The organism is Pseudomonas sp. REST10, from assembly GCF_029542605.1.
In the GTDB taxonomy this organism is placed as follows: domain Bacteria; phylum Pseudomonadota; class Gammaproteobacteria; order Pseudomonadales; family Pseudomonadaceae; genus Aquipseudomonas; species Aquipseudomonas khazarica.
In genome coordinates this window covers 2,292,848-2,306,215 of the sequence record NZ_CP035677.1, presented here as the reverse complement: position 1 = coordinate 2,306,215, position 13,368 = coordinate 2,292,848, and the positions used below count along the sequence as shown (strand labels likewise).

Genomic DNA, 13,368 nt, shown 5'->3' with positions numbered 1-13,368 from the left:
GCCGAGCGCCGTCGGGGCGCCCGCCTGACAACAGACAGCCGAGCGCGTATGGTGAAGGTCCATCCCCCGAGAGGAACCGTCCATGCCCTGGTACGCCTGGCTCATCCTGGTTATCGCCCTGGGCTCCATCGTCGGCAGCCTGCTGATGCTGCGCGACACGGCGAAGAAACTGCCGTTGACCGAGGAGCAGCTCAAGCGCATTCACGAGCGCAATGCCGAACAGGACGCCAAGGACAATCGCGAACGCTGAAGCGGCGACTCATCGACCTGCCGCGACAGACAGGAACGGGGACGCCGAACGGCTCGCCCACTCCTGCTAGACTGCGCCCCTCGTTCACGAGGAGGCGCCATGCCCCTGCACCTGCGCTTGCTGATTCCAGCCTTCACCCTGGCGCTGGGTTTCGCGACGGGTTTCATCCAGCCGATCGGCCTGCTGCTCGGCGCGCTGTTCAGTACTGCCGTGCTGCTCGGTCATCGATCACTGCCAAACGGACCGTGGGTCATCCTGGCCCTGCTCAGCGGCATTGCCCTGGCCGCGCACCTGTTGCCGGGCTTCAGCGCATGGCCGCTATGGGAGCCCCGCCAGCTGAGCCCTGACGCGGCACCTTACGCGCTGCGCCTGTCCTGGGACAAACTGCTGGTGGGCATGACGCTGCTGGCCTGGTGGCTGGGGCAACCCGGCAAGCCGGCGCTCTCCTGCACGCGCGCCGGGCTGGTCTGCATCCTCACGCTGCTCGCCGTGCCGCCGCTGGCCATTGCCCTGGGCCTGGTCGCCTGGCAGCCGAAATGGCCAGATGGGCTCTGGCTGTGGCTGGCGGTCAATCTAGGCGTTGCGGTGGTGGCCGAGGAACTGCTGTTCCGTGGTGTACTGCAGCCCGCCCTGACCCAGCGCCTGGGCACATGGCCGGGCCTGCTGCTCACCGCCGCCCTGTTCGGCGCGGCTCATCTGCCGTTCAGCGCGCTATTCGCCCTGCTGGCTGCCGTGGCCGGTCTCGGCTACGGCCTGGCGTTCCACTACAGCGGGCGCCTGAGCCTGGCGATCGCTCTGCACGCCGCGGTCAATCTTCTGCACGTGCTGCTGCTGAGCTACCCACTACGACTGGCATGACGGCGATGCGATACGGCGAGAAGATCCGCTCGAGCTCGCCCTTGGCCCGCAGTCGCTCGAGCAAGGCGGCGAACGCCTCGGGGCTGATCGGCGAGCCGGCACGGACCATGGCGTGATGGTGGTAGACCTGATCGATGCGCTCTGAAATCAGCAGCGCGCGGGCATGCTCGCGGTTGCGCTTGATGAAGTCGTAGAGGTTCGAACGGGTGACCAGCGCAATGTCGGCACGGCCGCGCAGGACCATCAGCAGGTTGCTGTCATGGGAATGGCCGAGGTTGGCGTTGTAGGTCCGGGTCAGGAATTCAGGGTCGCTGTTGAAGTCGGCAAAGCCGTAGTGGTAACCACGGTAGAGGGCCAGGCGCTTGCCCTGCAGCTGATCGAAGTACTCCTGGCCACGCAGCTCCTCGTCCCGCGCAACGAACAGCTCGGCATCTTCCAGCCCCATGTCGACGGCCGTGGCATCGATGTCCTGCCAGCCCCAGCTGGGATTCTCGAAGATCGCCATGTCGATGCGCCCGCGCTGCAGATCGCCGAAGCGCCGCACGATGGCCGTGGGCAGCATGGTGAAGTGATAGTCGCTCTGCTCCTGATTGAGGGCTTCGAGCAGCTGCGGTAGCAGCCCGGTCGACTCACGCGCATTGGATTTGTCGACATAGGGAGGGAAATGCGCACCGCCGACCTTGACGGTCTCGGCTGCGGAAACTGCACCGACGAGCAACAGCGAGACAGCACTCAGCCATCCGTGAATCCAGCGCCGCGAATGCCGCATGTCGACTCCCCAAAAAATCCTTCTTCTAGTTGTGGTGCAGCCTACCCGAGTCTTTGCTGACCAACCAGATAGTTTTTTCAGTCCGCTACTACTTTGCCAGCCAATGTCAGACGATAGCGTCGAAGTAGCGCAGGAAGCTCACCATTTTCTTGTAACTCACTCAGCATTCCGGCCACCTGATCGGGTGTCAGCACCCCGCCAGGACGCAGCAACACCTGATGGCGATACTGCTGGTCGACACGCTCGGAAACCAGCAGTTCGGGCACCAGCTGCGGGTTCCGGTCGAGGAACATCTGCAGGTACGACCAGGTCACCACCGCCACATCCACCCGACGCGCCAGCAGCATCCGCAGGTTGCTGTCATGAGAATAGGTCATAAGCGCATCGAACGTATGCGCGAGGTACTCGGGATCCGCCTCGAAACCCGCGAAGCCATAGTGATAGCCACTGTACAGGGCCAGACGCTTGCCCTTCAGGTCGTCGAAATACGCCTGGCCACGCCCTGGTTCGGCCGCCGCGACGTAGACCTCGGCATCGTCTATGGAAAGGTTCAGCTCCAGATGCGGCGTCGCGTCCCAGCCCCAGAGGCTCGACTCGAAGAAGATCAGGTCGAAGCGCCCGCCCTGCAGGTCGCGATAGCGGCGGGTCGCCGACGTCGGCACGAGCACGAAATGGTATTGCCGCTGCAATGCATTGAGCGCATGCAGCAGATCCGGAACCAGCCCCTGCGGATGCGGCGACTCGGGTTTGTCCAGATAGGGAGGGAAGTGGTAGCCGCCGACACGCACCTCCTGCGCCGCGATGGCCGTCGGCACATTCAGCAGCGTGAGGTAGGTAAGCAGACAAGCAACTAGCGCACGCAAACTCGACCTCTCGTCACGTAATACAGGGTGCGATACGCCTCGGAACCCGCCAACGGTCGTCATCGACCCTAGCTTAGTTCAATTTGCTCAAGCTTCCTTGCAGACCAATGACAAGGCCTCTTCGGCCAGCTGATCGAGGGTCATGGGGCCCTGGGAGCGGAACCAGGTGGTGGTCCAGCTCAACGCGCCGGTAAGGAAGCGCCGCTGGATGAACGGGTCGCCGTTGAAATAGCCCGCATCACGCGCCTCGCCCAGCACCTCCAGCCAGATCTGCTCGTAGGTGTCACGCAGCGCCAGCACCTGTGCCTGCCCTGCCTCGGAAAGCGAACGCCATTCGTAGACCAGCACCGCCATCGCCTCGCCGGTACCGCCCATGATCGATTGCAGCTCGCAGCGAATCAGCGCCAGCAGGCGCTCGCGAGTGCCTTGCGCCTGCGCCAGCGCCGCACGCATCAGCGCGGTGTTGTAGACGATGGTCTCCTCCATCACCGAGCGCAGGATCTCGTCCTTGCTCTTAAAGTGATGAAAGATGCTGCCCGACTGGATGCCGATGGCGGCGGCCAGGTCACGCACCGTCGTGCGTTCGTAGCCCTTGCTGCGAAACAGATGGGCGGCCATCTGCAGCAGCTTGCCGCGTGCGCTGTCCGGGTCGGTAATCCGGCCTGTCTCGACCAGTTCCTGCATTACCGCCTGGGCCCTGTGTTCTTCCACGCTGACTGATCCCCCTCACTGCCCTGCCCGGCAATTGTTCTGATGAATTCTCGATGCTGCCGGCAAGTACTTGTCTTGCATGATGAAATGTATGCGCCGAACACCTACCAAGCAAGCGCTTGGGCGCATTTTTGGCCGTTTTGCCCTCTCCCGGCGCTTTTCAACCAAGCGCTTGCTTGGTAATGTCGACGCATCCCTTCAATGTGTCACGGGCCATCACAATGACTAAAACCGTACGCATCGGCTGCGCCTCCGCATTCTGGGGCGACACCTCCACCGCCGCCGCCCAGCTGGTTCGCGGGGCCGAGCTGGACTATCTGGTGTTCGACTACCTGGCCGAGATCACCATGTCGATCATGGCCGGCGCACGGATGAAGAAGCCCGACGAGGGCTACGCCCGCGACTTCGTCGAAGTGCTCACGCCCCTGCTGGGCAAACTGGCGCACAAGCGCATCCGCGTCATCAGCAACGCCGGCGGGGTCAACCCGATGGCTTGTGCCGCGGCCCTGAAGGCGGCCTGCGAGCAGGCCGGCGTGCAACTGAAGATCGCCGTGCTGCATGGCGACAACCTGCAGCCCAAGCTTGGCGAACTGGTCAAGGCCGGTACCCGCGAGATGTTCAGCGACGCGCCGCTGCCGCCCTTCTGTGTATCGGTCAACGCCTACCTGGGCGCACCGGGCATCGTCGCCGCGCTCGAACGCGGTGCCGATATCGTCATCACCGGCCGCGTGGTCGACAGCGCCGTGGTCAGCGCCGCCCTGGTGCACGAATTCGGCTGGGCCTGGGACGACTATGACAGGCTGGCCCAGGCCGCCCTGGCCGGGCACATCATCGAATGCGGCGCGCAGTGCACCGGCGGCAACTTCACCGACTGGCGCGACGTGCCGGACTACGAACACATCGGCTTCCCCATCGTCGAGGTCGCGGACGATGGCCATTTCGTCGTGACCAAGCCGGAAGGTTCCGGCGGCCTGGTCACGCCTTTCACCGTCGGCGAGCAGATGCTCTACGAGATTGGCGACCCGCGCGCCTATCTGCTGCCGGACGTGGTCTGCGACTTCAGCCAGGTGCAGCTGAGCCAGGTCGGCCCTGACCGAGTGCAGCTGCAGGGGGCCCGCGGCCTGCCTCCCGGCGACCGCTACAAGGTCAGCGCCACCCACCCGGACGGCTTCCGCTGCACCGCCAGTTTCCTGCTCGCCGGCATCGATGCCGTGGCCAAGGCCGAACGGGTCAGCCAGGCGATCATCCGCAAGACCGAAGAGCTGTTCGCCGAGCGCGACTGGGGCCCGTACCAGGAGGTCAGCATCGAGCTGCTCGGCAGTGAAGCCACCTACGGCGCCCACGCCCATCGCCGCTACAGCCGCGAAGTGGTGGTGAAGATCGCCGCGCGTCACGCCAGGAAGGAAGCACTGCTACTGTTCTCCCGCGAAATCGCCCAGGCCGCCACCGGCATGGCCCCCGGCCTGACCGGCATCGTCGGCGGACGACCGACCGTGTACCCGGTGATCCGCCTGTTCAGCTTCCTCGTGGACAAGAGCGCCTGCACCCTGGAGGTGGAGATCGACGGCGAGCGCCAGCCGGTCGGCCTGCCGCAGGTGGCGGCCTTCGACCCGGCCCAGGTGCCCGCCCCCGCAGCCCTGCCCATCCCCATGGACGACGCCGACAGCGCCGTACCGCTGGTGCGCCTGGCCGTGGCGCGCTCCGGCGACAAGGGCAACCACAGCAACATCGGCGTGATGGCGAGAAAGCCCGAGTACCTGCCGTGGATCGCCGCTGCGCTGACACCCGAGGCGGTGGCTCAGTGGATGGCCCACACTCTGGATGCCGAGCAGGGACGCGTGAGCCGCTGGTACCTGCCGGGCAGCCACAGCCTCAACTTCCTGCTGGAGAACGCGCTGGGCGGTGGTGGCGTTGCCAGCCTGCGCATCGACCCGCAGGGCAAGGCGTTCGCCCAGCAGCTGCTGGAATTCCCGGTGCCGGTGCCCAGGGCGCTGGCCGAAGCGCTGTAGGTGCCAATCGTAGGGTGGATGACGCGTCATCCACCGGCTTCGGGTGGGAAACGCTACGCGGCTTCCACCTTCGATGTTGTAGGAGCGGTCGGGCGACGTATCGCTTCAGCCGCGATCTAGACTGGGCAAGAGCATCGCGGCTGACGCCGCTCTTACGGAACCGAGAAGGACAACAAGAACAATGAGCTACGACTCCGTATTCCGATCCGGCCTTTTCGCAGGCCAGACCATCCTGGTCACCGGTGGTGGCAGCGGCATCGGCCGCTGCGTGGCCCACGAACTGGCCCATCTCGGCGCGCACGTGGTGCTGGTCGGGCGCAAGCAGGACAAGCTGGAAAACACCGCGGGCGAGATCATCGAGGATGGCGGCAGCGCCAGCTGGCATGTCTGTGACATCCGCGACGAAGACAGCGTGAAGGCCATGGTCGCCACGCTGATCGAACAGCGCGGGCGCATTCACCAGCTGGTCAACAATGCCGGTGGGCAGTTCCCGGCGCCGCTGATCGGCATCAACCAGAAAGGCTTCGAGACCGTGGTGCGCACCAACCTGGTGGGCGGCTTCCTGGTGGCCAGGGAAGTCTTCCTGCAGAGCATGAGCAAGCACGGCGGCGGCATCGTCAACATGCTCGCCGACATGTGGGGCGGCATGCCCGGCATGGGCCACTCGGGCGCGGCGCGGGCCGGCATGGAGAACTTCACCAAGACCGCCGCCTACGAGTGGGGCCACGCCGGCGTACGGGTCAACGCCGTGGCACCCGGCTGGATCGCCTCCAGCGGCATGGACACCTACCCCGAATCGATGAAGAACATGATCCGCAACCTCAAGGATCACGTACCGCTGCAGCGCATCGGCAGCGAGTCCGAGGTGGCCGCGGCCATCGTGTTCCTGCTCAGCCCCGGCGCCAACTTCATCAGCGGCAATACCATCCGCATCGATGGCGCCGCCAGCCAGGGCACCCGCGCCTGGACACTGGGCAAGGCGACGAACAGCGAATCGTATAACGGTTTCCACCGAGCCTACGTGCCCGACGTACTGAAAGACCAGGAGTAAGGCGATGCCCGTGATCCAATCGGAAATCGACGTACATGGCGACGCCTTCGCGCAGAACCGCGAGGCCATGCTGGCGGCCATCGCCAGCTTCCGCGACGTGGAACAGAAGGTGCTCGACAAGGCCCAGGAGGCCAAGGCCAAGTTCGACAAGCGCGGCCAGCTGCTGCCCCGCGAGCGCATCAGCCTGCTGCTCGACCTCGGTGCGCCGTTCCTCGAACTGGCCTCGCTGGCCGGCTACAAGCTGCACGACGACAAGGACGGCAGCCAGGCCGGTGGCGGGCTGATCGCCGGCATCGGCTACATCGCCGGGGTGCGCTGCCTGGTGATCGCCAACAACAGCGCGATCAAGGGCGGCACCATCTCCCCCACAGGCCTGAAGAAATCCCTGCGCCTGCAGCAGATCGCGGTCGAGAACAAGCTGCCGGTGGTGACCCTGGCCGAGAGCGGTGGCGCCAACCTCAACTACGCCGCCGACATCTTCGTCGAAGGCGCACGCGGCTTCGCCAACCAGGCGCGCATGTCCGCCATGGGCCTGCCGCAGATCACCGTGGTGCACGGTTCCAGCACCGCCGGCGGGGCCTACCAGCCTGGGCTGTCGGACTACGTCGTGGTGGTGCGTGGCAAGGCCAAGATGTTCCTCGCCGGCCCGCCACTGCTCAAGGCCGCCACCGGCGAGATCGCCAGCGACGAACAACTCGGCGGCGCCGAGATGCATGCCCAGGTCGCCGGTACCGCCGAGTACCTGGCCGAGAACGACGCCGATGGCGTGCGCCTGGCCCGCGAGATCCTCGCCATGCTGCCGTGGAACCAGCAACTGCCTGCACGCCCGGCGAAAACCTGGCGCGAGCCGCTGTACCCGGCCGAGGAGCTGCTCGGCCTGGTGCCGGCCGACGCCAAGAAGCCCTATGACGTGCGCGAAATCATCGCGCGCATCGCCGATGGCTCGGCGTTCCTCGACTTCAAGAACGAATTCGACAGCCAGACCGTCTGCGGCCACCTGCAGATCGAAGGCCAGGCCTGCGGTTTCATCGGCAACAACGGCCCGATCACCCCGCAGGGTGCGGCCAAGGCGGCGCAGTTCATCCAGCTGTGCGAGCAGAGCAATACCCCGATCCTGTTCTTCCACAACACCACCGGCTTCATGGTCGGTACCGAGTCGGAACAGCACGGCGTGATCAAGCATGGCTCGAAGATGATCCAGGCGGTGGCCAACGCCACGGTGCCCAAGCTCACCATCGTCGTCGGCGGCTCCTACGGCGCCGGCAACTACGCCATGTGCGGACGTGGCCTCGACCCGCGCTTCATCTTCGCCTGGCCCAACAGCCGCACCGCGGTGATGGGCGGCGCCCAGGCCGGCAAGGTGCTGCGCATCGTCACCGAGGAGAAACACGCCAAGGAAGGCAAGGAGGCCGATCCGAAGATGCTCGACATGCTGGAAACCGTTACCGCGCAGAAGCTCGACAGCCAGTCCACCGCGCTGTACGGCACCGCCAGCCTGTGGGACGACGGCCTGATCGACCCGCGCGATACGCGCAAGCTGCTGGGCCTGTTGCTGGATATCTGCGCCGAAGCGAGCCTGCGTCCGTTGAAGACGAACAGCTTCGGCGTCGCCAGATTCTGAAAAACCCAGGGCGGGTGCCCCCCGCCAGCCCCATTCGATACGGAGCACAACAACAATGATCTTCACCCAGGAACACGAAGAACTCCGCCGCACCGTCCGCAACTTCGTCGACAGGGAAATCAACCCGCATGTCGATGAATGGGAGAAGGAAGGTCGCTTCCCCATCCACGACATCTTCAGGAAAGCCGGCGAACTGGGTCTGCTGGGCATCTCCAAGCCGGAGCAGTTCGGCGGCATGGGCCTGGACTACAGCTACTCGATCGTCGCCGCCGAGGAGTTCGGCACCATCCATTGCGGCGGTATTCCCATGTCCATCGGCGTGCAGACCGACATGTGCACGCCCGCCCTGGCCCGCTTCGGCTCCGACGCGTTGCGCGACGAGTTCCTGCGCCCGGCCATCAGCGGCGAGATGGTCGGCTGTATCGGGGTTTCCGAAGTCGGTGCCGGCTCCGACGTGGCCGGTCTGAAGACTAGCGCACGCAAGGACGGCGACGACTACGTGATCAACGGCAGCAAGATGTGGATCACCAACTCGCCATCGGCGGACTTCATCTGCCTGCTGGCCAACACCAGCGACGACAAGCCGCACGTCAACAAGTCGCTGATCGTGGTGCCGATGGAGACGCCGGGGATCAGCGTCAGCCCGCACCTGGACAAGCTCGGCATGCGCAGCTCGGAAACCGCCCAGGTGTTCTTCGACAACGTGCGCGTGCCGCAGCGCTACCGCATCGGTCACGAAGGCGCCGGCTTCATGATGCAGATGCTGCAGTTCCAGGAGGAACGCCTGTTCGGCGCGGCCAACATGATCAAGGGCCTGGAGCACTGCGTCGACAGCACCATCGACTACTGCAAGCAGCGCCACACCTTCGGCCAACCGCTGATCGACAACCAGGTCATCCACTTCCGCATGGCCGAGTTGCAGACCGAGATCGAAGCCCTGCGTGCCCTGGTCTACCAGGCCACCGAGCAGTACGTGAAGGGGCGTGACGTCACCCGCCTGGCATCGATGGCCAAGCTCAAGGCCGGTCGCCTGGGCCGCGAGGTATCCGACGCCTGCCTGCAGTACTGGGGCGGCATGGGCTTCATGTGGGACAACCCGGTGTCGCGCGCCTACCGCGACGTGCGCCTGGTCAGCATCGGCGGCGGTGCCGACGAAATCATGCTCGGCATCATCTGCAAGCTGATGGGCATCCTGCCCGGGAAGAAGAAAGCCTGAACGCAGGGTGGATCACGCCTTATCGATCCACCCTGACGGTGGACGTAAGAAGCGACGTCCACCCACGCGCCGAAACGCCATTGCCGTGCGGCGGGTTCCACCCGCCCTACACCGAGGTATGCGATGAACGACCTGCCCCACTGCGAAACCCTGCTGCTGAACCTCGAGAACGGCGTGCTGCACGTCACCCTGAATCGTCCGGACAGCCGCAACGCCATGAGCCTGGCCATGGTCGGCGAGCTGCGCGCCATCCTGGAAGCCGTGCGCCATGAGCCGGAGGTACGCGCCCTCGTCCTGCGTGGCGCGGACGGCCACTTCTGCGCCGGAGGCGACATCAAGGACATGGCTGGCGCCCGCGCCAGAGGCGGCGACGCCTACCGCGAGCTGAACCGCGCCTTCGGTGCGCTGCTGGAAGAAGCCCAGGCCGCACCGCAGGTGCTGGTGGCCGTACTGGAAGGCGCCGTGCTCGGCGGCGGTTTCGGCCTGGCCTGCGTGTCCGACGTGGCCATCGCCGCCAGCGACGCCAGATTCGGCCTGCCTGAGACCACGCTGGGCATCCTGCCGGCGCAGATCGCCCCGTTCGTGATGCACCGCATCGGCCTGACCCAGGCCCGCCGCCTGGCGCTGACGGCCGCCCGTGTGGACGGCGCCGAGGCGCTGCGCCTGGGCCTGGTGCATCACTGCGAGGCCGACGCGGCTGCGCTGCAACAGCGCCTGCAGGACACCCTGGCACAGATCCGCCAGTGCGCGCCGCAGGCCAACGCCCAGACCAAGGCGCTGCTGCTGGCCAGCGAACGCGAGGCGCTCGGCCCACTGCTCGACCGCGCGGCCGAACAGTTCGCCGCCGCCGTCACGGGCGCCGAGGGCGTCGAAGGCACCATGGCCTTCGTGCAGAAACGCAAGCCGAAATGGGCGCAATGATGGCTTGGACGGCCTGACACCGCCGTCCTTTCGGAGCAACCGCAGGGTGGCTGTCGTTTTTCACATCCGCCCGCGCACGTACCACACACGGTGGATCGAGACAGCGCGATCCACCCTACGAACATCGTGGCCCGGATGAAATCCGCGGATCGCCGCACAGGAGCACGAAGATGCCCGCATTCAACAAGATCCTGATCGCCAACCGTGGCGAGATCGCCTGCCGGGTGATGCGCACCGCCCTCGAGCTCGGTTACCGCACCGTTGCGGTCTACTCCGAAGCCGATGCCGACGCCCGCCATGTGCAGCTGGCCGATGAGGCGGTGTGCATTGGCCCCGCCCAGGTGAGCCAGTCCTACCTGCGTATCGATGCCATCATCGAGGCGGCGCGCCGGACCGGCGCCGACGCCATCCACCCCGGCTACGGCTTCCTCTCCGAGAACGCCGATTTCGCGCGTGCCTGTACAGATGCCGGCATCGTATTCATCGGCCCGAGCGTGGAAGCCATCCACCTGATGGGCAGCAAGCGCCTGTCGAAGATCGCCATGCTGGAAGCCGGCGTGCCGTGCATTCCGGGCTACGAAGGTGCCGCCCAGGACGACGACACCCTGGCCAGCGAAGCGGAGCGCATCGGCTATCCGCTGATGATCAAGGCCAGTGCCGGTGGCGGCGGTCGCGGCATGCGCCTGGTGCAGGCATCCGCTGAACTGCTGGCGCAGATTCGCACGGCCCGCTCGGAGGCGCAGAACGCCTTCGGCTCCGGCGAGCTGATCCTCGAACGCGCGGTGATCCGCCCGCGCCACGTCGAGATCCAGGTGTTCGGCGACACCCACGGCAATATCGTCTACCTCGGCGAACGCGACTGCTCGGTGCAGCGCCGCCACCAGAAAGTGGTCGAGGAAGCGCCCTGCCCGGTGATGACGCCCGAGCTGCGCCGTGCCATGGGTGAAGCCGCGGTGAAGGCGGCGGCCTCAGTCAGCTACGTCGGAGCCGGTACGGTAGAGTTCCTGCTCGACGCCAGTGGCGAGTTCTTCTTCCTGGAAATGAACACCCGGCTGCAGGTGGAGCACCCGGTCACCGAACTGATCAGCGGACAGGACCTGGTGGCCTGGCAGATTCGCACCGCTGCCGGCCAGCCACTGCCGCTGCGCCAGGAGGAAATCCGCCTGCAGGGTCACGCCATCGAAGTGCGCCTGTATGCCGAGGATGCCGCCGCCGGCTTCCTGCCACAAACCGGCCAGGTTCTGCGCTGGGAGCCGGAACTGCTGCCGGGTGTGCGCATCGACCACGGCCTGCTCGAAGGCCAGGCCGTCACGCCCTTCTACGACCCGATGCTGGCCAAGGTCATCGCCTACGGCGAGACCCGCGACGACGCCCGGCGCAAGCTGGTGCGCGCGGTGGAGCGCTGCGTGCTCCTCGGCGTCAACGGCAACCAGCGCTTTCTCGCCAACCTGCTCGAACACCCGCAGTTCGCTGCCGGCAACGCCACGACGGCGTTCATCGCCGAACACTTCGAGAACGACCCCAGCCTGCAGCCACACAGCGCCAGCCTGGCCGAGCTGGCCATCGCCGCCGCCCTGCTCTACCAGGCTTCAGCAGGCGCGCGCGCACATCAGCCGGGGCTGTCCGGCTGGCGCAACGCGGGCGGTGCACCCTGGCGCTGCGTGCTCAAGCAGGGCGAGCACAAGCACGCCGTCGAGCTGGAGGTGGTCGCCGGCGGCCCTCAGGCACAACTTCGCGTGAGCCGGGGTGACGAGCAGCTGTGCCTGCGCCTGCTGGCCAGCGACGGACGCTGGCTGACCCTGGAGCTGGACGGCGTGCGCCGCCGCCAGGCTTATCACCACGAAGGCGAGCGCCTGTGGCTGTATGGCGAGCGGGGCAACCTGGAACTGCTGGACGTCACCCACGAACCGGCCGGGGGGCAGAATGCCGCCAGCAGCGGTGCGGTGAAGGCGCCGATGGACGGCGCCATCGTCGACGTCCTGACCAGCGAGGGCGCCAGCGTCAGCAAGGGCCAGCTGCTGCTGGTGCTGGAAGCCATGAAGATGGAGCACCCGCTCAAGGCGGGTGTCGATGGCATCGTCCGGCGGATCGGCGTCAGCCAGGGCGACCAGGTCAAGAGCCGTCAACTGCTGGTGGAAATCGAAGCTTCAGAAACCTGATGCGGGGTGAATGGCACTGCATCCATCCGCCCCGACACCGCCCGGGTGGGTGAACGGAACGTCATCCGCCCTACGACAACAACGAGCCCCGGAGCACTCTCATGTCACTTTCTGCCAAGACCCTGTTCATCACCGGCGCCAGCCGTGGTATCGGCCGTGAAATCGCGCTCAAGGCCGCCGCCGAGGGCGCCAATATCGTCATCGCGGCCAAGAGCGCCGAACCGCATCCCAAGCTGGAGGGCACCATCTTCAGCGTCGCCGCCGAAGTCGAGGCCGCTGGCGGCAAGGCGCTGCCCCTGCAACTGGACGTACGCGACGAACAGGCCGTGGCAGCCGCCATGGCCCGCGCAGCCGAGCATTTCGGCGGCATCGACGCACTGGTCAACAACGCCGGCGCGATCAAGCTGGTGGGGGTGGAGCGGCTCGAACCCAAGCGCTTCGACCTGATGTACCAGATCAACACCCGCGCCGTGATGGTCTGCAGCCAGGCCGCCCTGCCCTATCTGAAACAGAGCGCCGGCGGGCATATCCTCAACCTGTCGCCGCCACTCAACCTCGACGCCAAGTGGTTCGCCCAGCATGGTCCCTACACCGTCACCAAGTACGGCATGAGCATGCTGACCCTGGGCATGAGCGAGGAATTCAAGAAGTACGGCATCAGCGTCAACTCGCTGTGGCCGAAGACCATGATCGCCACCGCCGCCATCGAGTTCGAGCTGGGCAGCCGCGACGCCTTCAAGCGTGCGCGCACCCCGGCGATCATGGCCGACGCGGCCCGTGCGATCCTCGCAAGCGAGGGCCGCAGCATCAGCGGACGCCTGCTGATCGACGAGGACATCCTGCGCGAACAGGGCCAGAGCGATTTCGAACAGTATCGCTTCGACCCCGCAGGCGGCAGCCTGATACCCGACCTGTTCGTCGACTGAACACTGCGGCCCTT

At 66.0% G+C, this 13,368-nt stretch carries 12 protein-coding genes; 9 read left to right on the top strand and 3 right to left on the bottom strand.

What is annotated here, in order from left to right:
- Nucleotides 1–82: 82 nt before the first annotated feature.
- Nucleotides 83–250 (top strand): DUF2897 family protein, encoded by a 168-nt coding sequence (locus EWH21_RS10830; protein ID WP_080756935.1) that lies wholly within the window; start codon nt 83–85, stop codon nt 248–250.
- A 99-nt stretch (nt 251–349) separates the two neighbouring features.
- Nucleotides 350–1,108 (top strand): CPBP family intramembrane glutamic endopeptidase, encoded by a 759-nt coding sequence (locus EWH21_RS10825; protein WP_277700491.1) that lies wholly within the window; start codon nt 350–352, stop codon nt 1,106–1,108.
- On the opposite strand, the gene EWH21_RS10820 is transcribed toward EWH21_RS10825, so the two are convergent.
- The 3 genes from EWH21_RS10820 to EWH21_RS10810 form a co-directional block, all read right to left on the bottom strand.
- Nucleotides 1,059–1,877 carry a transporter substrate-binding domain-containing protein gene (locus tag EWH21_RS10820; RefSeq protein ID WP_037054332.1) on the bottom strand — a complete coding sequence of 273 codons (819 nt, stop codon included), beginning with the start codon at nt 1,875–1,877 and terminating at the stop codon, nt 1,059–1,061. The genes EWH21_RS10825 and EWH21_RS10820 overlap by 50 nt on opposite strands.
- A 77-nt stretch (nt 1,878–1,954) precedes the next feature.
- Complete coding sequence (locus tag EWH21_RS10815) at nt 1,955–2,740, bottom strand: transporter substrate-binding domain-containing protein (protein ID WP_037054335.1); 786 nt, start codon at nt 2,738–2,740, stop codon at nt 1,955–1,957.
- Between the two features lie 87 nt (nt 2,741–2,827).
- Nucleotides 2,828–3,451, bottom strand: a complete 624-nt coding sequence (locus EWH21_RS10810; protein ID WP_037054339.1) for a TetR/AcrR family transcriptional regulator — start codon at nt 3,449–3,451, stop codon at nt 2,828–2,830.
- 221 nt (nt 3,452–3,672) lie between these two features.
- Here EWH21_RS10810 and EWH21_RS10805 point away from each other — a divergent pair, with 221 nt between their 5' ends.
- The 7 genes from EWH21_RS10805 (at nt 3,673) to EWH21_RS10775 (ending at nt 13,354) form a co-directional block, all read left to right on the top strand.
- Entirely contained in the window at nt 3,673–5,460 is a 1,788-nt protein-coding gene (locus EWH21_RS10805; RefSeq protein ID WP_277700490.1) for an acyclic terpene utilization AtuA family protein, read from the top strand.
- Between the two features lie 181 nt (nt 5,461–5,641).
- Entirely contained in the window at nt 5,642–6,511 is an 870-nt protein-coding gene (locus EWH21_RS10800; protein WP_277700489.1) for an SDR family oxidoreductase, read from the top strand.
- Between the two features lie 4 nt (nt 6,512–6,515).
- Nucleotides 6,516–8,132, top strand: coding sequence for a geranyl-CoA carboxylase subunit beta (gene atuC, locus EWH21_RS10795; protein ID WP_277700488.1), 1,617 nt, complete (start codon nt 6,516–6,518; stop codon nt 8,130–8,132).
- A 55-nt stretch (nt 8,133–8,187) separates the two neighbouring features.
- Entirely contained in the window at nt 8,188–9,348 is a 1,161-nt protein-coding gene (atuD, locus tag EWH21_RS10790; protein WP_277700487.1) for a citronellyl-CoA dehydrogenase, read from the top strand.
- 123 nt (nt 9,349–9,471) lie between these two features.
- A complete protein-coding gene (gene atuE / locus EWH21_RS10785; protein ID WP_277700486.1) occupies nt 9,472–10,269 on the top strand; it encodes an isohexenylglutaconyl-CoA hydratase in 798 nt (265 codons plus the stop codon).
- A 170-nt stretch (nt 10,270–10,439) separates the two neighbouring features.
- Nucleotides 10,440–12,428 (top strand): geranyl-CoA carboxylase subunit apha, encoded by a 1,989-nt coding sequence (gene atuF / locus EWH21_RS10780; RefSeq protein WP_277700485.1) that lies wholly within the window; start codon nt 10,440–10,442, stop codon nt 12,426–12,428.
- Between the two features lie 101 nt (nt 12,429–12,529).
- Entirely contained in the window at nt 12,530–13,354 is an 825-nt protein-coding gene (locus tag EWH21_RS10775; RefSeq protein WP_047591301.1) for an NAD(P)-dependent oxidoreductase, read from the top strand.
- Nucleotides 13,355–13,368: the final 14 nt, after the last annotated feature.